We start from the raw sequence: 20,881 nt of genomic DNA, 5'->3' as shown, positions 1-20,881 counted from the left end.
TGTCTCAGTTGATACAAAGAGATGCTTAATATATTCCCGTTTATAGGCTGGCTGAGGACTTATAAATGGTCTTTTCTGCCGAAAGATTTTATGGCAGGGCTAACCGTTGCCATAGTTTTGATCCCTCAAGGCCTTGCCTATGCGCTTATAGCAGGTTTACCAGCCGTTTACGGCCTCTATGCGTCAATGGTACCGCTGTTGATCTATACCTTTTTTGGCACTTCCCGATCCCTGGGAGTAGGTCCGGTTGCCATGGATTCACTCTTGGTTGCTGCAGGATTAGGAGCCATAGCTTCGGTAGGTCCCGAGAATTATATTGCCATGGCCGTTTTATTGGCCTTTATGGTAGGTTTCATTCAATTATTTCTGGGTCTTCTGAGAATGGGATTCCTGGTAAATTTCTTATCCAAACCTGTCATCAGTGGCTTTACTTCCGGAGCGGCGTTGATCATTATGTTGAGTCAGTTAAAATATCTCTTGGGCACCGATATAGAAGGGAGCAGTCAGCTACACAATATAATTTGGAATACCATCCTAAAGGCAGGAGAATTCAATCCCTACGATCTCGGAATTGGCTTAAGCGGTATTCTTTTGATGATCGCCTTGAGGAAATGGAATAAAAAACTCCCTTATATCTTACTGGTGGTGATCATCGGAATAGTTTCCGTTTACTTTTTTCAATGGGTTGATAAAGGTGTGGATATTGTAGGGGAAATACCAAAAGGTTTGCCTGTTGCTGCTATACCTGATCTGAGCTGGAAATCAATGATGCCCTTATGGCCTATTGCTTTTACTCTCTCGCTGGTTGGGTACCTGGAAACCATTTCCATAGGGAAGGGAATCGAGGATAAAATGAATAATGATCAATTGGATGCAAACCGTGAACTTGTTGCCTTAGGCTTATCGAATATGACGGGTTCCATCTTTCAGTCCTATCCCGTTACGGCTAGTTTTTCAAGATCGGCGATCTACCATGAGGCAAAGTCAAAAACTAATTTGGCTACACTTATTACAGCCTTGATTGTTCTTCTCACCTTGCTATTTCTTACACCCTTATTCTATTATCTACCCAAAGCAGCCTTGGCAGCCATAATTATGGTATCGGTGTATAACTTAATCGATGTAAAATACGCCCTCGTATTGTGGAAGTACAGAAAAGATGAATTTCTGGTACTTCTATCCACCTTTGCCATTACGCTCTTTGTTGGAATCATGGAGGGAATACTCGTAGGGGTGCTAATTTCTTTGCTTTTGATGGTCTACAGAACCTCAAACCCCCACTTAGCCGTCCTTGCTAATATTAAAGGGACTCCGTATTACAGAAATATTAAAAGATTTGGATCAGACGCGTTGGTCCGAAAAGATTTGTTGATTATAAGATTTGATGCACAGCTGTATTTCGGGAATTCAAGTTTTTTTAAATCGCGCCTTCTTGAGCTTATCGATGGGAAAGGTCCCGAATTAAAGGCGGTAATCTTAAATGCAGAGGCAATTAACTACATAGATTCTTCTGCCGCTCATATGCTGCGAAATCTCCTCGAAATGCTGTATCAAAAGGGGATACAATTCTATATCGCAGGTGCAATTGGGCCAACAAGGGACATATTGTTCTCAAGCGGAATAATGGAATTGCTGCCTAAAGAATGCTTGTTTGTAGAAACCAGGGAGGCTGTTTTATTTTTCGATGATCCTGCGAAAAAGTCCCAATTACAAAACAAAGTTGCACTGCAGAGGAACACACTTGGTAACTGAGGTTACCATAGCTAGAAGAGAATGCCTTATTTTTGCTGTAGAATTTTACGGAATATACCATGACTATAGAACAAATTTATACCGGATGCCTGGCCCAGGGCGCTTATTATATACAAAGTAATGGGGAGGCTGCCATCATAGACCCTTTGAGGGAAGTATCTCCATATATCAAAAGGGCTGTAAAGGACAAGGCAAAGATTAAGTACGTGTTCGAAACACATTTTCATGCAGATTTTGTGAGCGGTCATGTTACCCTGGCCAAAGAAACCGGAGCTACCATAGTCTACGGCCCGAAAGCAGATCCGACCTTTGATGCCCATATTGCCAAAGACGGAGAAGAATTCAAGTTGGGAGAATTAACGATCAAAGTGCTCCACACTCCCGGACATACGATGGAAAGCACCACTTATCTTCTAAAGGATTCAAAAGGAAAAGATCTGGCAATTTTTTCGGGAGATACGTTATTCCTCGGTGATGTGGGAAGACCCGACCTCGCTCAGAAAGCAGCGCATCTCACACAGGAAGAACTGGCCGGTATGCTTTTCGATAGTCTAAGGAGCAAAATTATGCCCCTGGCCGATGATGTGATTGTCTATCCTGCACATGGAGCAGGTTCTGCCTGCGGAAAAAACATGATGAAAGAGACGGTCGATACCCTCGGGAACCAGAAAAAAGTCAATTATGCCCTCAGGGCCGATATGAGCAAGGAAGAATTTATCAGGGAGGTAACCGAAGGCCTGCTTCCCCCTCCGGCATACTTCCCCCTCAACGTAAAGATGAACAAAGAAGGATACGAGGATATCGGAGATGTGCTCAAAAGAGGCACCCGCGCTTTTACGCCCGATGAGTTTGAAAGGATGGCCAATGAGACTGAAGCTGTAGTTCTCGATGTGAGGACTCAGCAGGATTTTGTACAAGGTCATATCCCGAGATCAATTTTCATTGGATTGAACGGTGATTTCGCTCCCTGGGTAGGAGCGTTGATTGCTGATGTAAATCAGACACTACTTCTGGTGACACCTGAAGGCCAGGAGGAAGAAGCTGTCACCCGTTTGTCCCGGGTTGGTTTTGATCATACTCTTGGGTATTTAAAAGGTGGGTTCGAAAACTGGAAAAAAGCTGGCAAAGAGATCGATACTGTAGTTTCGGAACCAGCCTCGGAACTAAAAATTCAGCTTTCCGGAGGATCAGCCCCGGTCTTCGACGTAAGGAAAGAGTCGGAATACCAATCTGAACACTTGGTCGGGTCTGAAAATACTCCATTGAGTAATATAAATGAATATTTAGGGACGTTTCCTTCTGAGACTCCGTTTTATGTTCATTGTGCAGGAGGATATCGATCGGTTATAGCAGCATCAATTCTCAAGAGCCGAGGTATTCACAACCTCATTGATATTGGTGGAGGATTTGCCGCTATGAAAGAAGCTGGTTTGGAGCTATCAGATTACGTCTGCCCGTCTACTTTGTGATTAAAACCATTTCTTAATAGAATTTATAGGATTAAATTGGCAAGTCCAAAATACATTGTGGTTTGCTGACTATGCCCGGGAATACGCCAGGATCCGTAAAAGATAAAAGACCTGTATAATTAAATTCGTTTTGACTAGTCACTTTTCTAGTTTGAGACAATTTCTACAATAAGAATTTAATTATTAGTCTCTATTTCGGTATTGATAAATTATTCTTGTTTTCCACTTTTACACATAGGGATTTTATGTATTTTTAACTTTGATAACCGACTATAATGCTAAAAAATTTTATTCAGAGTGTAGGGATTATCAACCTGCTGTTGCTGGTCGTTGTTTTATCCATCATCGTAGTTTCTGAATACATGTACCTCACAGGCAATAAGCTAGATGCTATTTTCATCGCCTTCTGGGCACCGACTATTCTTGGATTTATGAATTATTTTAAATACAGAAAGTGATGGATTTTATACTGGCATATTCCATATTCGTCGGCCTGATCTTTCTGGTCTGGATGATTTTTGTCGTAAGGATGTACAGGGAATTGAATAAAAAACTCTAGACGAAACGTCCGGCATAGGCTGTGTCCGCCCTATCCTAACTGAAGTAGTTTATTTTGATTTCTGATGGCGTAAGAATTGATAAGGCGTCTGGCTTCCAGGGTCTCTTTCTGAGGGGTTACATAGGCCATAACATCTTCAAGAGATGAAATCTGAAGGTCCTTGGGAATAAACCCATACCCGCAATAAAGTCCATCGCGCACCACAACCAGGGCATCTTCTTCTGAACTTCTGCCTTCCTCCTTGATAATAAAATTCTCCCGTGCAGCGGTTATGTATTCTATGGCCTTAATTACTTTAGAGTTATACTTATTGATGTCCTCTTTGCCATGGCAGATTCCGTTACACGGACCCAATCTGAAATGATCGCATTGAGTTACTCCATTCTGCAGATGGCAGTATTTTGCACACAGCTTAAATTTTCTACAGATCTGTTCCAGGAATTCACGGCTTTCGGTCACGGAATACAAAGTGGTTAATGGCTGGGGAACACCATTAGTTTTCGAAAAAGCGAGATGTAAAATTCCATCCCTGTCCTCATAAGAAAAAATAGCAATCCCCGGGATCTTACGCTTTTGAGCCCGGTTATAGATTGGAAATAGCTTTTTTATGGCTTGGTTTTCCATCAACAGTGCAATGAGTTCATTACCTGATAATTCAAAATCAATTCCCTGTGTAGCTCTGCACATTTTTATTTCTTTCTCGCTCTTGTCATAAAAATGACTCAACACTCTTTTCTTTATGTTTTTAGCCTTTCCTGTATAAATTACTTCCCCTTTGTCATTTTTAAAATAGTATACCCCTGGTTTTTGGGGAAGGCGTACATACTGTGTTTTTGGAAGGGATGGAGGCAGAGTGGCTTCTTGTGATCTTGCATTGAGGAACTTTTTAAGCGTAATATCTATTCCCTTAGTATGTAGAATTTTTGAAAACAAAAGAACTGTGGCATGGGCATCACCTCTTGCCCTGTGCCTGTTTTCCAGCGGTATCCCCAGAGAAGAACAGAGTTTACCCAAACTATAGGACCGATATCCTGGAAATACATCTCTTGAAAGTCGAACCGTACACAATTTTTTTCGAATAAAACTGATACCGAGCTGATCCAATTCGTTTTTGATCACATTGTAGTCGAAGTTGACGCTATGCGCGACGAAAATACAGTCTTTGGTCATCCTCAGGATATCTTCAGAAATCTCCTTTAAGCGAGGAGCATTCCTCACGGTATCATTGTCTATCCCTGTAAGTCCGGTAATAAAAGGAGGGATTTCACATTCGGGATTAACCAGGGAAGTGAATTCTTCTACAATTTGATTTCCGTCAAATTTAAAAATAGCGATCTCTGTGATCTTATTTCCTTTGATCCCATTACCGGTGGTTTCGATGTCTACTATACAATACACAATATTAAAGGTAGTAAATCACAAAAAAAGGACAACACAGGTTGTCCTTACTTTCTTAAAATCATTACCGCCAAAGCGGCTGAGCAATATGTGTTAGGAATTATCCACCACTTTTGCTGAAGGTGCATTCTTTTTTACCGAAGCTATACCGCTGGCCATTGAGGAGGCAGATGCGTACATTTGGCTGGCTCCGATTTCTTGCCCATTAGACGCTTTCAAGCCAAAATACGGTTTGCCGTTCTTGGCAACTTTCCGTTCAAACATGGCGTCGTTTTTCGAGTTTTTTCTAACGGATTCAATTCCATTTTCACAAGCTGATTTCGTCTTGTATGCCTCACTGCTTAAAATAACTTGACCGTTACCAGCTTTGAGATTGAATCTGAATTGACCTGATTTGTCTTTTTTAATTTCGAATTTGCCCATTTTAAAATATTTTGATTTTTCCAAAATTAACATTTAAAACTAAATTTTTTGGGAATAAGACAAAAAATAATCCACAGAATGCTGTGGATTGTTAATAGATTGTGAGATATATTGGTTTTTTCCCGTTCTCTTGAAGAGTTGAAAGTCTAGATTACCGGTTTACCTTTTATCCGTTTTTCTATCTTTTGCTTTTTTTCAGTCAATCGCTTCATAAGGTCCATGAGTTCGGGATCCTTTGTTTTTTTGTAAACTTCGTTCAACCCAAGGATAATGGCTTTAGCATCTCTTGATGCCTGAACCCTGTCACTGGTTGACATATGACTCATTTTTAAATTTTCAAATGTTTCTGCCCTTTTGAGTAAGTCCATTGTATAAATTATCTAAAATCGCCCAAAAGATAGAAAAGATTTCAGATTAGCCATGCTGAACCTGCCATAATATTTTCATATAATTTACTTAAACAAATGTGAAATAGTGTTGAAGGGTCTATTCGATAATTGCTATCTACTGAAAATCAGAAAGATAGATAGGTAAACTACAATTCTGAATAATCTTAAAATTCAGGAAAGACAGTGAAAAATTAGTTTTCCACCAGGAAATAAAATGAGTTTGCCACAGTGGGATTAACCGCATTGATAAAATTCTCGGCCAGGAGAACACTTTCGCCTTCACTTTTAATGGTCCAAAGGGAATCATAATAAGTTCCCCGCCACATCGCATCGAATGAAAAGCTCAATCTGTGAACCTGTGGTCGGAGATCCTCTTTCATAAAGAATTTTGAGCTCTAAAAATGCTAAATTTCTTTAGTTGCAAGGATGGGGGCCAATTCGGTATAATTTTCTAAGGCTTAAAAGTTTCTTGCAAAAGATAGGCTGATGTATTTATGGGATTGGGTTTCGGGAGCCTCAGCAGAATTAATATGGTATCCAAGGCGATATTCATTTTGATTGTAACGGTGCTGAAGTGTAAATGCTCCCGTTAGCAGTCTTTCTTGAGAATCGATCAAAAGAACCGAATCATCGCCCAGAGGATTTCCTTGCAACATCCCGTTGTAGAACACCTGCCTGTATCCAAACTCTAAACTAAAAAAAATCTCGCGGGATTTATTCCCAATTCGTCTGTACGCCATGCTCGACATTAAACGATTTCGGCGTCCGAAGAAAGCCATAAGCTTAAGTTGCCCGTACTGATCTCGTGTCCCAAAAGCCAGTTCAGGTTGAAGACCAAAACTTACTGAAAATGGTAAAGGCGATATCCGCCATTCACGATGTATGTTTAGATAGAGGTTGGCGTGAAAGCTGTTGTTCATTTCTCCTACCCAAACCGGTGGATCGGATACTACCAGAAAATTGTGGTACCACCGTTGAAACCCACCCGCCCCGGAATTATTACCCGCAAGTCCGATTAAAAGGCGTGCTTCAATCCCCCTGTTTTTTCTAACACGGGACCAGCTGCTGTTTATCCCCAGAAACCCAACATAGGGTCTGTCCTGTTCCGATATATCAGTAGTGGTTATGTTAGAGGGAGTGAATATTTCCTGCCCGAGGATCACAGAGAATTGATGATTTTCATCTCCTTTTTCTAATTTCCTCAGACTTTTTGTATAGCTCAGGAAAAGTCCGGAAGAATAATAGCGATCACTAAGGGTTAAAAAGTCGTTGTCGTGTTGCAGGCTGATCTGTTGTGAGATTTCTTTGGAAACGGGATTGCCAGTTGCCGATTGGGCATTAAGATTTCCGGAACTAAAAATTGTAAAAAGAAGGATTGATATAAGAGTACTGGCAGATTTCAAGGATAAAATAGGGTGTTTCTCTGGTTTGAATTGGGAGTAAATCTATATGATTTTTTTCAAGTAACTTAAGACTTCCGAAAAACGACCAATTATGCCAACCAAATTTTGGGGATTTAGCGTCCTCTTCTTCATGATTAACCTTGTGGGATCTGCCCAGGTGCTCAAGGTAGACACTTTAAACAATACAGGGAATTTTTTTAAGACGAGACAGCTCCAATCCGATGAGGATTTGAGAATAAAAGAGATTCACGATGAACTGGAGAAGGCTTTAAAGGATATAAATGATCAGTTTGCCGGAAGTATATATTTTGGACTCAATGGACAGGAGGTAAAACGAGATAACTTTTTTGTGATCAATACGGGTATCTCACTTTCTAATGGGGTGTACCCCTTTAAATTTGAATTGAATTCCGGTATCCTGGCCCAGATCCAGAACGGAAGCTTTAGCGAGACGGTATCCAATGTTTCCATATCTTTCGATTACAATTTTTCGGATAAAAACCTATCAAAACAAAGCTATGTCTTTCTCAACGGGACAAACAACAGCTATCTGGGTATTGACCAGCGTTACGAGATCGGAGGCGGATTTATCCTCAATTACTACTCCGGCAACAGATCGCGTAAAGTTGAGAACCTGAAGAGTCGGGCCATAGATGAACGGAATGAATCCGGACTCACCGAAGAAGGTGTTCAAAAACTTATGGCACTCAATGGGGGTAATCATTCCTTTAATTCAGAGGACAGGTTCCTAAAAGCTCAGCTGGAAAAACTGCAGGTACAAGGAGAAGGAAAGGATAGGGAAGAAGTCTCCATCTTGCTGAGAAAAAGGAGACGAGTGGTCAATACGCTGATCAAGAATTTCAGTTCTACCAGATTGTCCTTTTTGGCCGGATTGAATTACGAATTAGAGAAAACTGCAGATTCGCTTGAACTGTTTGATGGTGACCAAAAGCGAAACCGCAATTTTACGGCTACCAACCGCTATAGGCTCGTACTAAGGCCTGGCCTGGACTGGAGAGGTGAGAACTTCTCGTTTTCCTCCAAATATTATATCAAAACTGGAGTTTTTGAAGAGTTCTACAATCGGGTAGATGATGGGATCAATTCCGATAAGAGATTGGACTACTGGACGGAATGGATCACCTCCTTTCGGTTCAATTTTACGCAGAAGATCGGGGTGTCCATCACCTACACCCTGTTTTATGACAATGCGCCTAACAGAGCTTTTTTCAATGTCTCAACTACCGGGGGAAGTAATTTCAGGCTGTTCAGTGCAGAGAATAAGTTTAAAGCGATATTACTTTCATTTACTTACGGGCTTTAGAGAATGATCCTATAATTAGATAAATCAGATTATGAATATTGTAAATATCATAGAAGGAATTGAAAGACTGGTTGTTAGCCTGCTGTTCTGGCTTATATTCATTCCTAAAACCCTTTTCAAGGTGGTGTCGAATCCCAAATGGGTTGAGGGCTATGTAACGCGGGAATTAAAAGCGGAAACCGATCGATTTCAGAATTATATGTCTCCTATAATTCTCTACCTTCTGAATTCAGTTTTCTTGGTATTCGTTTATATTTTTATCAAGCGGGATATTCTTAAGGACATTAATTCCACGAAGGATAACGAGATAACTTCGGTCTGGGATCAAATTGTATCCGGATTGGATATCTCAGGAGATATGATTACCAACTTAAGTGGGTCTTATGGTTTTGTTTCAGCGGCCGTATTTTTGACATTCCCATTATTTTTTGGTTTGGTTATAGAGTTATTGAAAAACGAAGACCTCAACCGCGAAGCATTAAGGAGGGCGACCTATATTCAATGTTATTATTTTACGCCTCTTGCCCTCACATTTTGTATGATCATTTTATCCAGCTCTCTACTCCAGCCCCTGGAGCAGAACTTTATTGTGGTTACCTTTTTAATCTTTTTTATCTGGTTTACCCTTACCGAGATTAGATTTATCACAAAAGAACTAAGAAGAAAATCCTTTGGATCTACACTTATTTATTTTGGAATTTTTTTGGTGATCATAGCCGGATCTTTCGGGGTAATTTCAGTATTTGCCATTTTCGACGAGGATAGGAATAAAATTACTGGAGATGAATATGTATTACCTGAGATCAACAATTCGTCATCCACATATTCCCTTATTGTTAAATGTCAAACTTGTCTCAGGTCTAGCTCAGATTCTCTGGTGATCGATGCCGTATTCACGGCACCTGGAGGAACGATTGAGAACAGAGAAATCAACTTACCGGTCCAGCCCGAAAGTGAAATTGTGCTTGAGATACCAGGAGAGTATAAGACATTAAAACTTGAAGCTTCTGAAAACCTTAGGCACGAGTTGTATATTGATGTTCTTGATACAAATGGGTATTCCATAATTGGAGGCATAAAATCGTGGAAGGCAATGTTAGTTAGAAAAATAGGAAGTTATTTGCTATTGGTTCTTTTAGCTATTCCGGTATTTATATGGCTTAGATCACTGGTCAGAAAAGAGTATAATAAATAGGGGCTCATTCTCTAAATATACGAATCTGTTTAGACTCCTTTTAATTTTGGGACCCACCTGATCCTTTTTCTTTGACGAGTTTTTTTAATTCTCTGAATTCATCTTTTGCAATGTTTTCGGCAGATTTCATCGCTTGCTCTTGAATGTCTTCCAGAATTTCTTCGGAAAGGTTTTTTTGATCAAGACTTGCCAGGGAGAAGATAATGACGTAGTTCCGACCATTCTTGTTTTGGTCAAAAGTCAATGTGTGTTTTATGCTAAAGGGATACTCTTTAAGCACCTTTCGTCCTAAAAAAGTCCTTGCCAGCCAACTGGCTTCATTTTTTTCAAAACTGTCCTGCCGGCCGTTTGTTTCAATGGGAGACTCCTCGACAATCTCGTAATCTCGGGTAATAAGAAATGTCTTGATTTCGTCCACGAGGTCATCCGGCGTTATTTGGCGTGGCATTTTATAGGAATCTATATAAACCGTGTCACTGTATAGGGTATTTTGGGCTGTAAGGCCAATTACGCTAAGTAGAAACAGGATGAGGACAAGTACTTTCTTCATGGATTGAAATTCATGATTAATGGTCTCTGTAAAATACAAAAATTTAAATTGTATTTGTGCATAAACGGGGTGGTGGCAATTATTGGGGCCGTCACCTAACAGCCCAGAAGCCTGTACACAAAAGTCTGTTTTTAGGGAAATGGGCAGATTTTTAGTCTAAACATTTCCTGATTATTTAATTATCACAGCTAATGTGAGATTACCTCCCTCGATCTCTGTCGGGGTCGGTGTTCACCTGAGATCCAGTCCTGCAAATCCAAAACCAGCGAGGCTCTGCCTGTTTTATTTTTATTCCCATCCGCCATTCCAGAACAAGTTCCGATAGCTTCTGAAAATAACAAACCCACAGCTTAGAGCTGCAAATCCAAAACCAGCGAGGCTCTGCCTGTTTTATTTTTTATTCCCATCCGCCATTCCAGAACAAGTTCTGATGGCTTCTGAAAATAAAAAACCCACAGCTTAGTGCTGCGGGTTTGGTATTTGATCGTGGAGCCGGGGAGATTACCTCCCTTGATCTCTGTCGGGGTCGGTGTTCACCTGAGATTCAGTCCTGCAAATCCAAAACCAGCGAGGCTCTGCCTGTTTTATTTTTTATTCCCATCCGCCATTCCAGAACAAGTTCTGATAGCTTCTGAAAATAAAAAACCCACAGCTTAGTGCTGCGGGTTTGGTATTTGATCGTGGAGCCGGGGAGAATCGAACTCCCGTCCAAACAAGCAATATCACTGCTTTCTACATGCTTAGTCTTTGTTTATTTTTCGTTGCACATCTGACCAAAAACCGCCTAATGCGCACTTAGCTTTGTTATCTTTTAACCCTTAATAAAGCAAAAAGGGCTTTATGTTGATTTTTATGGTGCCCCGAAATGGATCGCCATCAACAAGGGCTATCCCGGGACATCTCGCTTCCCTGCCTTGCAGGGACGAGGCTAAATCCTACTATAATTCAGATTAAGCGGCAAGAGCGTAATTAGATTCGCCATTTAAAAAGTGTGAAATATGAGATTAACGAGCTGTATCCCAGCGCTCGACATGCTTACAATGCCATTGGTCTCGCTGTCAAAACCAGTCGGCCCCTTTAATGAGATGGTTGCGCCAATACGCTACCTGATCGAACTGAATCACGCCTTGGCATGAATTCAGTTCCTCATCTTTTTTATCAATGAACGTCTTTTGCTTAAAAATGGATCGCGAAGATACCAAAAAGTTTGTGCACCGCCTTAAATCCGTGTAATTTTGAACAAAATCTATACCAAACCGTATGACACATTTCGGAATCATCAGAGAGCGCAAAAATCCCCCAGATATGCGGGTAGTATTGTCTCCACAGGCCTGCCAAAAGGTCCTGAATTCCTTTCCTGAAGCAAAGATTACAGTTGAACCCTCAACTGTTCGTGTTTTTAAAGATGAAGAATACACAGCGGCCGGAATTACAGTGGCCGACTCCATGGAAAACTGTGATGTGCTGATTGGCGTAAAAGAGGTGCCTATAGAAGCATTAATTCCCAATAAAAAGTACTTCTTTTTCTCACATACTATTAAAAAACAACCTTATAATCGAGAATTACTTCAGGCAATCTTATCTAAGAAAATTGAATTATACGACCATGAAATTATCACTAATGCAAAAGGGACGCGCTTAGTAGCCTTTGGCCGCTACGCCGGTATTGTAGGAGCCTACAACGGGATACGGACATATGGGTTGAAATCAAAAAAGTTCAACATTGCAAAGGCTGAATTACTAAAAGACAAAGATGACCTGATCCGGGAATTAGGTACAATAGCCTTACCTCCGATCAAAATCCTGCTTACAGGTAAGGGAAGGGTTGGTGGTGGCGCCAAAGAAATCCTGGATGGCATGAATCTTCGGGAAGTAGGTGTGGAGGATTATTTGCAAAAGACATTTGATGTTCCGGTCTATTGCCAGCTCGATGTTTTGGATTACAATAAACGAAAAGACGGGCAACTACTCCCGGTACAAGATTTTTATGACCATCCGGAGGTATACGAATCCAACTTTATGCGCTTTGCCAAAGTGAGTAATTTGTACATAGCAGGTCATTTTTATGGTGATGGAGCTCCTTATCTTTATACAAGAGAAGATGTTAAGGACCCTAACTTTAAGATCGAGGTGGTGGCAGATGTGAGCTGCGATATTGACGGACCTGTGGCCACTACCTTGCGTGCCTCCACTATTTCCGATCCTATCTACGGGTATGATCCGGTTACGGAGCAGGAAGTTCCATTCATGAATACGAATGCCATAGCAGTGATGGCAGTTGACAATTTACCGACAGAACTACCCAGAGATGCGAGCGAAGGCTTTGGTGATACCTTTGTGGATCACGTGATCCCTGCATTTTTTGATGGAGACAAGGAGGGTATTTTAGACCGGGCTAGAATGACTTCTAATGGGAAATTGACAGCTCGATATGCTTATTTGCAAGACTATGTCGAGGGGAAGGAATAGGTATTTACTCAACTTCTATGTCCCAACTCACCACAGGATGCGTCTTTGGAGCGATATAGGCACCCAGAGCTTTCAATTTTAAAGCAATAGATGATACCTTTTCTAAGGTTTTAATTTTCAACGTAAATACCTCCTTTGCGGATATTTCAAAAACAGGAGAACTACTATAAAAAGTATACTCCATTTGATTTTCAAAAAGCAAGTCACTACTGGAAATATTTTCTAATTCAACTTCCAGAATATTCGTATTTGGCATATATGCCACCTTATTTACTTTTAAACAAGCTTTTATCAAAGGATTAACAAATTGTGGTTTACCAACCATTAAGCCATTATAGACGGCCATGGTGTTACCTGCAAAAAGAGCTTCACGTATACTTTCCAGGCTTCTTTTTTTTGCAAAAACCAGAGTAATGGGCCTGTGAAAACCCTTTTCCAAATATTGCCAATCTATGAGTCCGTGAATATCGCTGGTACCCATTATGGTTAGGTTGTGTTCCAGTGCAATTGCAAATGATTCTTCAGCATAGTCATATTCGTTAATGACTTCTATCCCGTGTAATTGCCCATCTTTAATCCGATCTAATTGGAAGTCGCTTAAAATGGGGTTCCCCGTAGGACTCTGTCTGTACCAGGCTGGGTGATTCCAAAACACAAAGGCATTTTGTTTTTTAGCTTCAGAAAATGGTACTAAGGGATCATCAGCCAACAATGCATTGGCGTCAGTGGTAAAAAGGGCGTTACTATGGCCAATTGGAGCATTACGCGTAATTTCTGAACCCGGGATAATCAGTAAGTTATGATCCTTGGCTTCTTCACGGGCCAATTGATAGGAACGATTGCGATCCGGGTGGGGGATATCAGCTTTATGAGGTTGGTATTCCAAGTGTTCTGTAAGGGAGATGACATCGAGGTTTTCGCGCAAAGCCTCCATAACTCGAATAGAAGGCCAGACCTCCCCGTCTGAAAAGACAGTGTGTTGGTGAAGGTCAGTTTTTAATGTAATAAAGCCCGGTATATCGGGATAAGACAGGGCATCTCCCGCAATATGCTGATGTTCCTGGCTAAAGGTTATACAGATACAATTCAGAATAAATAGATGGGCTAAAACAAATTTTCTCACGGCTTTTTTATTTAAATACAGTGTTAATGTAGCAATTTATAAACTAAGACTGGGATAAGCTAAGGTTATAGTTTGCCCAATGCTGGCGTGCCGACTTAAAAACTATCATCAGTGATAAAAATAGGTAAAGAACTAAAAGTTAAAATTGGAATATTTTTTAAAAATATACTTATATTGAAAGGCTAATTAACCAACAGGCCAAGTGAAATTTAATTGGATAGTTGCTGACGATATAGATGATGAATTCAGGAAATTCTGCGTCGATTTAGAGTATAAACTCAGGCCCCGAATCACTAAATTTCTAATGTCCCGTTTTGATGAAGAGTGTTGTGAAAATTTTTCTTGTTTTCATTTTGATTTAGATCTTATTAATATGACCATCCGCATATCGGAGAAAACCCCTTTACACTACGTTCAAAGAATTTATTCTGATTTTGAACGGGAAATTAATCAAAACTGCTACTTCTAAATTCTTTTTGAGGTTTGGACCCTGCTTCTGCCTACATTCTGGATCAGCCTGAACCTTACAGATCCATTCTACTGCACTTACAATCGATTATTGTCCATGCTATTCCTGAGGTAACCCTGAAATTTAAATACAAGATCCCGTTTTACTATCTGGAAGGAAAACCCTTTTGTTACCTCAACCAGTCCAAGAACTACGTAGATTTGGGATTTTGGATGTCAGCACATCTCACCGTGCATCTGGAGCATATGACAACAGCTGGCCGGAAAATGATGCGATCTCTGCGCTACATTTCTTTAAAGGACATCGATGAAGCTATTCTCAGGGATGTTCTTGAAAATGCTCGTGAAGTAAAAGATAAGAAATTCTACAAATAGATCTCACTACAGATTCATCTGATTTATCGTAGCCCTTAATACAGTCAATTGATTCAAGAGTCCTTCTAACTTATCCAGGGGCAGCATATTGGCCCCATCACTCTTGGCTGTAGATGGATCAAAATGAGTTTCCATAAACAGTCCGTCTACCCCTGCAGCAATCCCAGCCCTGGCCATGGTTCCGATTAGGGCCGGTCTTCCTCCTGTAACTCCCGAAGTCTGGTTGGGTTGCTGGAGGGAATGTGTAACATCAAGAACCACCGGGGCGTATTGCTTCATCGTGGGAACCCCTCTGAAATCAACGATCATATCCTGGTAACCGAACATGGTTCCCCTGTCTGTAATAATCACTTGTTCATTTCCCGAATCCGTAACTTTCGCGACAGCGTGTTTCATACTTTCCGGACTCATAAACTGACCTTTTTTCAGATTAACGGTCTTTCCTGTCCGGGCGGCGGCAATAACCAGATCTGACTGACGGACCAAAAATGCGGGAATTTGCAGTACATCTACATATTCTGCAGCCATTTCAGCATCGGAAATTTCGTGGATATCAGTAATGGTTGGTACCTCAAAGGTTTCAGAGACTTTTCGCAGGATCTTTAAGGCTTTTTCATCTCCAATCCCTGTAAATGAATCTACCCTACTCCGGTTGGCTTTTTTAAAACTACCCTTGAAGATATAGGGGATCTTTAATTTGTCAGTAACGGTAACGATGTGTTCTGCAATACGAAGTGCCATCTCCTCACCTTCTATGGCACAGGGACCTGATAACAGGAAGAACTGCTTGCTATCTGTATTTTTTAATTGGGGAATTTTTGTAAAATTCATTGTAGAAACTTTAGACAAAGGTAGGGAATTGAGGTAGAAATGTAATTGACGCTATGCTACATAGCATACCTCTTATAACATCAATTTCTTAATGGTCTCCATATATCCTCTGCTAACTCTAACAACATCACCATTAAGCATGGTAACGTCATAGCTTTTTCCATATTTATGCAGTTCTTTCACCATACTAAGGTTTATGATTGAGGAACGGTGCACTCTCACAAAAGTCTGCGGATTTAATTTTTCTTCCAGCCCGGAAATACCGTAATTACTTACATACATCGCATCTTGTGTATGTAGCTTAGAATAATCTCCATAAGCCTCTATCCTAATGATTTCTGAAACGGCGATTGTTACCAGTTTTTTTTGATGCTGTACCAAAACACGTTCAGGGTAGTCTTCTTTTTCCATGATTACACTCTCCGCCAAAGCATCTAATTTGCGCTCTCCGCTATCCAGACGGTTTATGGCAATATCAAATCGTTCCTTGGTATAAGGTTTTAGCAAATAATCTACCGCATGTACTTCAAAAGCCTTGAGCGCGTATTGGTCATAGGCGGTTGAAAATATGATTTGAGGGATTTCTTCCAGATGTGCTAATACTTCAAATCCGGTCTTCCCGGGCATCTGCACGTCTAAAAAGACCAGATCGGGTTTAAATCGATTTATCTCTGTAATAGCATCTACCCCATTATTGACCTCAGCGATAAGGACCAACTCGGGGAATTGCTCAAGATATTCCTTTATCAATTTGCGTCCAGACTCCTCATCATCCGCGATAATTACTTTTTTCATAAGGAGAATTTAATTTTCAGACCCCGTGGCGAATTGTCTAAGAGTTCGATCTTACTTTGATATAGTTTTTGTAATCTCAGTTTTGTATTGGTTAGGCCTACTCCACGATCAAAAACGCGATTTTTGTCTTTTATGCCTATCCCGGTATCGGAAATTTCAAATTTTAGTTTTCCATCTGCCTTGAAGATGTAAATACTGATGGTACCCCCTTCTATTAGACTCGAAAGTCCGTGTTTAACAGAATTTTCTACCAAAGGTTGTAACAGCATGGGGGGAATAAGTTCATCCATCAAAGCGTCTTCCACTTTGATATCAATTTTGAGTCGATCCTTGAATCTCGCTTTTTCCAAATCGAGATACTTCTTCACAAAGTTTAATTCCTGTCGCAAAGGCACCAACTCTTGCTGAGTGGCTTGTAATTGATACCTGAACAGATCGGATAATTGCGCAATCATTTCCCTTGTGGTCTCGTTTTCAGCTGGTAAGGATGCATTTATGGTATTAAAAACATTGTAAAGGAAGTGTGGATTTAATTGTGCCTTTATGGCGGCTAATTCACTTTTTAATGCAGCCTGTCTCAATTCGCCTTCCAATATCAATTTGCGTTGATTCTCACGGTAATATTGATAAGCGTGAAAAATGCCAAATTGAATAAAGTAGAATAAAGCCGGAATATAGAGATCCCAAACCTGCCCTCTTCCCATGAGATGCCCCCATTCAAAGTATTCTGAAATTTGGTAATAGATTTGCTGAGTGCTGATTACAAAAGCAGGTAATGCAATTGCGTGTGCTAATATCCGCTTCCAAAGTGCTTTATTTCTGAGTAAAACAAAAATAATGTACCAAACAGGGATCGAGGCGATGAAAAAAAGAAGATAATGCAGGCCTGATGTTCTGAAAAAACTTACCGGACTTACGATTTGTTCAAAAGCCTCCTGAGTAAAACCATATCCATTGTACTTTAAGGTGATATGATACAAAAAGGCAAAAAGGAAGTAAAATAGGAAAACACCAACGATTTCTTTTGATTGGATCTTGTTGTTCATAATTTAAAAGTTAGTATTTTCTTTTCTTATTTATTATTCTCGGAGTCGTCTATCACCCACCATGTTTCTCCAGAGAAAGGATTGTAACTGATCTTGGCGGTTCCCTCGGGAATTTCCACCAGGAATTCACCCTCTACTGTAACTTCATCGTTGTTATACCATGCTCTTGCTTCCCCATCAAAATAACGAAAAACTAAACCATTATTGAAAACCAATAATAAATTTCGTTGTCCTTGTAAATTCGAATCAAAATACTCTTTCCGGACCGTTAGCTGTCCATTGTAATTATCGTTTTGACCGGAATCAGAAACACTGGAGTCCGTAACTTCAAGTTCCTTCATTAAAATTCTGCCTGCTCTTATTACAAACTTGTCTGTGTCTTTTTTGTATTTGGGTGATACAATTAAAGTGTGTTGAGAGTTTATTACAAATGGCTCATTCAGATCACCTTCTGCTAAAACAAAATTTCCCTGCTTATCAAATAAATAGTATTCTGTTCCCGGTGGGTAGCTGACTTCATTTTTCTGTCCCCCTTCTAACTCTATGGTTAAATACTCCTTATCCTGAGCAACACCAATCAGACAAGAGAGTAGGAATGATATAATTAATAATGCTTTCATTGTGATTATTTTGAATTGAAATCAAATATAAGTTTCGAATTAGCTGGTTAAAAGTGACATTCGATGAATGGTCCTATACGAGGTTAGATGGTCCTTTCCATTAAACTGCCTATAGGGCGATTCGTCAGGTTGTACTTTTTAAGTGTTCAGGGTTAAAGGATATTTGACCATCTATTAAAAACAGCTCATTATGAGATTATTTGTATTTATTCTACTATTCCTCACTTCCTTTGTTCAGTATGGCCAAACCATTAGCGGCCGTGTTCAATCGCAGGACAAAGAATTCCTTGCATTCGCCGCAGTAACCTTAAATCGCGTACAGGATTCGAGCCTCGTAAAAGCTGTAATCACCAATGAAGATGGCACTTTTCTGATCAGCAACATTTCAAAAAATGAGTATCTGCTCAACATTTCTAATATGGGTTATAAAGACTATCAGCAGAAGATCCTGTTTGATGGTACTTCTTTGAATCTGGGGACCCTTGTCCTGGAATTTAGCGCAGAAAACCTTGATGAAGTTACGGTTGTAGCCGAAAAACCAATGGTTCAGGTTATGGCTGATAAAACAGTTTTTAACGTACAGAATACGATCAATGCCACGGGTACAAGTGCTTTTGAACTCTTGCGGAAAGCCCCCGGAGTTATTGTCGATAACAACGGTGGAATTATCGTAGAAGGAAAGACCGGAGTGCAAATCTTTATCGATAACAAGATTTCTCTTCTCCAGGGTGAAGATCTCATCAATTATCTGGAGAGTCTGCAAGCCACGGATATTGAAGCCATAGAAATCATTACTCAGCCTTCATCTAAATACGATGCTGCCGGGAACGCAGGCATCATCAATATTAAACTGGTTAAGGATAAAAGCCTGGGTACGAACGGAACCGTGACGGCAGGTGTAACAGTTGGCGATTTTGGCCGGTATAATTCCAGTGTGAATTTTAATTCGAGGGGTAAGAAGGGAAATTTTTACGGTACTTACAGTAATCGATTTGGAAAGAGCACCAACTTCCTCAATTTGTTAAGGGAACAATCGGGAACCAGTTTTGGGGCACGAACCAACAGCATTTACGATCAGAATAGCAATAATGTAAAGTTGGGTTACGACCTCTATGCCACTAAAAAGAGTACGTTTGGGGCCATATTTGACGGTAATTTCAACAATGGCTACGGGATCAATAATTCCAGGACACCTATAAGAAGTGTTGGGGCCATGCAAAATGACAGCGTTTTAATCGCCAATAACCGAACTTCAAATTTGTCTTATAATATTAACGGGAACCTCAATTACCGATACGCTGATACGCTGGGAGTAAGCCTGAATGTAGATCTCGACTATGGAAAATACAACAGTGACAGGAATGCCTTTCAACCCAATGTTTATTTTAATGGAAATGAAACACAGGTGATCAGGGAATTGATCACAAGACAGGAGACCCCAATAGACATAGACATTGTGACCTTTAAAACAGACTACGAGCAAAACTTGCTAAATGGGGTGCTGGCACTGGGCTTTAAATTATCCTACATCAAAACCAATAACATCTTTAACTTTTTTAATATCGAGAATGGGCAGGATATATTTGACACCACACAGAGCAATCAATTTGACTATGAAGAAAGGATCAACGCAGCTTATTTCAACTACAATAAAAAATGGGACAAATGGAATTTACAAATGGGCCTGAGAATGGAGAATACCATATCAGATGGGAATCTTGAAAGTGCGCAGGTAAATCAGGATTCACGGGTAAAAAGAAATTACACCAATTTCTTCCCCTCAGGCGGTTTAACCTATCAGGCCTCGCCTAAAAATCAATTTGCTTTTACCTACAGCAAGCGAATTCAACGTCCTAATTACGCTTCTTTAAACCCTTTTGAGTTTAAAATAGACGAATTGAGCAGCAGATTGGGTAATCCTTTTTTACAGCCACAGTACACCGATAACTTAAAACTATCCCATACGTATAATTACAGGTTAACCACCTCAATAAGCTATAGTTATATTTCTGACTTTTTTGCTCAGGTAACGGTTGCCGATGGGGCGAGCCGAAATTTCCTGACTACCTTAAATGTGGCCGATCAGGAGATCGTTAACTTTGGGATTTCATATCCTAAGAACATTAAGGACTGGTGGAATGTCTATTTTAGTCTCAATGCATACATCAGTAATTACAAGGCTAATAGCCCGGAATTTTTACCGGTAAAACAGGAAACACTTAGCTTTTACATACAGAATACTTTTTCCCTGCCAAAAGGACTGCGTATGGAGGTTTCCGGCTGGTACAGCTCCCCTTCCGTATGGGGAGGTACTTACCAAACTGCCTCTTTGGGCTCATTAAACCTTGCGTTTCAAAAGAAATTTTTTCAGGATAGGCTCACCGGAAGACTGTCTTTTAACGATATACTGTATACCATTCCGTGGCGAGGTACTACCCAATTTGGGGATCTCTTTATCGACGGAAGCGGTGGGAGTGACAGTCGGCAAGTCGCATTTAGCCTTACCTATGATTTTGGCAGAAAGGAAATCAAGAAGGCTCGCTCCAGGAAGACCGGCCTTGAAGATGAGAAGGGACGTATCCAGGATTAGATTTAGCAGCTATCACTCTCTGGAAAGTGCTCTAAACCAGTAAACTAAAAAAATGACAACTTTGTATACAGCTGCCGAAAATAGCAGTATCTTTGCCGGCTC

Annotated in this window: 19 protein-coding genes and 1 other RNA gene; 8 read left to right on the top strand and 12 right to left on the bottom strand. The window is 40.4% G+C overall.

The features are described 5' to 3' along the window. The first annotated feature begins 21 nt into the window (after positions 1-21). The 3 genes from EQY75_RS09840 to EQY75_RS09830 all read left to right on the top strand — a co-directional run bounded on the left by EQY75_RS09840 (position 22) and on the right by EQY75_RS09830 (position 3,679). Positions 22-1,752, top strand: coding sequence for a SulP family inorganic anion transporter (locus EQY75_RS09840; protein ID WP_129605456.1), 1,731 nt, complete (start codon positions 22-24; stop codon positions 1,750-1,752). A gap of 59 nt (positions 1,753-1,811) precedes the next feature. Continuing rightward, complete coding sequence (locus EQY75_RS09835) at positions 1,812-3,221, top strand: MBL fold metallo-hydrolase (RefSeq protein ID WP_129605454.1); 1,410 nt, start codon at positions 1,812-1,814, stop codon at positions 3,219-3,221. Positions 3,222-3,496: 275 nt separating this feature from the next. Next, positions 3,497-3,679: a hypothetical protein gene (locus tag EQY75_RS09830; RefSeq protein ID WP_129605452.1), complete on the top strand. Its 183-nt coding sequence runs from the start codon at positions 3,497-3,499 to the stop codon at positions 3,677-3,679. A gap of 131 nt (positions 3,680-3,810) precedes the next feature. Here the strand turns inward: EQY75_RS09830 and EQY75_RS09825 are convergent, their stop codons facing one another. From EQY75_RS09825 to EQY75_RS09805, 5 genes are all read right to left on the bottom strand, one after another. After that, positions 3,811-5,178, bottom strand: a complete 1,368-nt coding sequence (locus EQY75_RS09825) for an exonuclease domain-containing protein (protein WP_129605450.1) — start codon at positions 5,176-5,178, stop codon at positions 3,811-3,813. A 93-nt stretch (positions 5,179-5,271) separates the two neighbouring features. After that, on the bottom strand, positions 5,272-5,601 hold the full coding sequence (locus tag EQY75_RS09820; protein ID WP_129607072.1) for a YegP family protein: 330 nt from the start codon (positions 5,599-5,601) through the stop codon (positions 5,272-5,274). A 146-nt stretch (positions 5,602-5,747) separates the two neighbouring features. After that, positions 5,748-5,969, bottom strand: coding sequence for a hypothetical protein (locus tag EQY75_RS09815; protein ID WP_129605448.1), 222 nt, complete (start codon positions 5,967-5,969; stop codon positions 5,748-5,750). Between the two features lie 212 nt (positions 5,970-6,181). Next, positions 6,182-6,370: a hypothetical protein gene (locus tag EQY75_RS09810; RefSeq protein ID WP_129605446.1), complete on the bottom strand. Its 189-nt coding sequence runs from the start codon at positions 6,368-6,370 to the stop codon at positions 6,182-6,184. 78 nt (positions 6,371-6,448) lie between these two features. Further along, entirely contained in the window at positions 6,449-7,393 is a 945-nt protein-coding gene (locus tag EQY75_RS09805) for a lipid A deacylase LpxR family protein (protein WP_165200614.1), read from the bottom strand. A 91-nt stretch (positions 7,394-7,484) separates the two neighbouring features. Here EQY75_RS09805 and EQY75_RS09800 point away from each other — a divergent pair, with 91 nt between their 5' ends. Continuing rightward, entirely contained in the window at positions 7,485-8,717 is a 1,233-nt protein-coding gene (locus tag EQY75_RS09800; RefSeq protein ID WP_129605442.1) for a hypothetical protein, read from the top strand. Between the two features lie 31 nt (positions 8,718-8,748). After that, complete coding sequence (locus EQY75_RS09795; protein ID WP_129605440.1) at positions 8,749-9,912, top strand: hypothetical protein; 1,164 nt, start codon at positions 8,749-8,751, stop codon at positions 9,910-9,912. A gap of 40 nt (positions 9,913-9,952) precedes the next feature. Here the strand turns inward: EQY75_RS09795 and EQY75_RS09790 are convergent, their stop codons facing one another. Both EQY75_RS09790 and ssrA read right to left on the bottom strand, forming a co-directional pair. After that, positions 9,953-10,462, bottom strand: a complete 510-nt coding sequence (locus EQY75_RS09790; protein WP_129605438.1) for a hypothetical protein — start codon at positions 10,460-10,462, stop codon at positions 9,953-9,955. Between the two features lie 678 nt (positions 10,463-11,140). Then, positions 11,141-11,538: a transfer-messenger RNA gene (ssrA, locus tag EQY75_RS09785) on the bottom strand. 184 nt (positions 11,539-11,722) lie between these two features. Between ssrA and EQY75_RS09780 the strand changes: the two genes are divergently transcribed. Continuing rightward, positions 11,723-12,931: an NAD(P)-dependent oxidoreductase gene (locus EQY75_RS09780; protein WP_129605436.1), complete on the top strand. Its 1,209-nt coding sequence runs from the start codon at positions 11,723-11,725 to the stop codon at positions 12,929-12,931. Positions 12,932-12,935: 4 nt separating this feature from the next. Here EQY75_RS09780 and EQY75_RS09775 read toward each other — a convergent pair whose 3' ends face one another. Next, the gene (locus EQY75_RS09775; RefSeq protein ID WP_246019862.1) at positions 12,936-14,054 is read right to left on the bottom strand and encodes an Sb-PDE family phosphodiesterase; all 1,119 of its coding nucleotides are present in this window, start codon (positions 14,052-14,054) and stop codon (positions 12,936-12,938) included. A 483-nt stretch (positions 14,055-14,537) separates the two neighbouring features. On the opposite strand from EQY75_RS09775, the gene EQY75_RS09770 reads away from it, so the two are divergent. Beyond that, positions 14,538-14,897 carry a DUF1801 domain-containing protein gene (locus tag EQY75_RS09770; protein WP_129605434.1) on the top strand — a complete coding sequence of 120 codons (360 nt, stop codon included), beginning with the start codon at positions 14,538-14,540 and terminating at the stop codon, positions 14,895-14,897. Positions 14,898-14,903: 6 nt separating this feature from the next. Here the strand turns inward: EQY75_RS09770 and kdsA are convergent, their stop codons facing one another. The 4 genes from kdsA to EQY75_RS09750 all read right to left on the bottom strand — a co-directional run bounded on the left by kdsA (position 14,904) and on the right by EQY75_RS09750 (position 18,189). Then, entirely contained in the window at positions 14,904-15,728 is an 825-nt protein-coding gene (kdsA, locus tag EQY75_RS09765; RefSeq protein WP_129605432.1) for a 3-deoxy-8-phosphooctulonate synthase, read from the bottom strand. A gap of 72 nt (positions 15,729-15,800) precedes the next feature. Next, a complete protein-coding gene (locus EQY75_RS09760) occupies positions 15,801-16,523 on the bottom strand; it encodes a LytR/AlgR family response regulator transcription factor (RefSeq protein ID WP_129605430.1) in 723 nt (240 codons plus the stop codon). Continuing rightward, positions 16,520-17,569, bottom strand: a complete 1,050-nt coding sequence (locus tag EQY75_RS09755; RefSeq protein ID WP_129605428.1) for a sensor histidine kinase — start codon at positions 17,567-17,569, stop codon at positions 16,520-16,522. Before EQY75_RS09755 ends, EQY75_RS09760 begins: the two co-directional genes overlap by 4 nt. A gap of 26 nt (positions 17,570-17,595) precedes the next feature. Further along, the gene (locus EQY75_RS09750) at positions 17,596-18,189 is read right to left on the bottom strand and encodes a hypothetical protein (RefSeq protein WP_129605426.1); all 594 of its coding nucleotides are present in this window, start codon (positions 18,187-18,189) and stop codon (positions 17,596-17,598) included. 190 nt (positions 18,190-18,379) lie between these two features. Here EQY75_RS09750 and EQY75_RS09745 point away from each other — a divergent pair, with 190 nt between their 5' ends. Continuing rightward, the gene (locus EQY75_RS09745; RefSeq protein ID WP_129605424.1) at positions 18,380-20,779 is read left to right on the top strand and encodes a TonB-dependent receptor; all 2,400 of its coding nucleotides are present in this window, start codon (positions 18,380-18,382) and stop codon (positions 20,777-20,779) included. Positions 20,780-20,881: the final 102 nt, after the last annotated feature.

Origin of the sequence: Muriicola soli (assembly GCF_004139715.1) — a bacterium.
GTDB classification, from domain to species: Bacteria; Bacteroidota; Bacteroidia; order Flavobacteriales; family Flavobacteriaceae; genus Muriicola; species Muriicola soli.
Note: the sequence above shows the minus strand (reverse complement) of the source record. Positions and strands in the feature narration are given on the sequence as shown.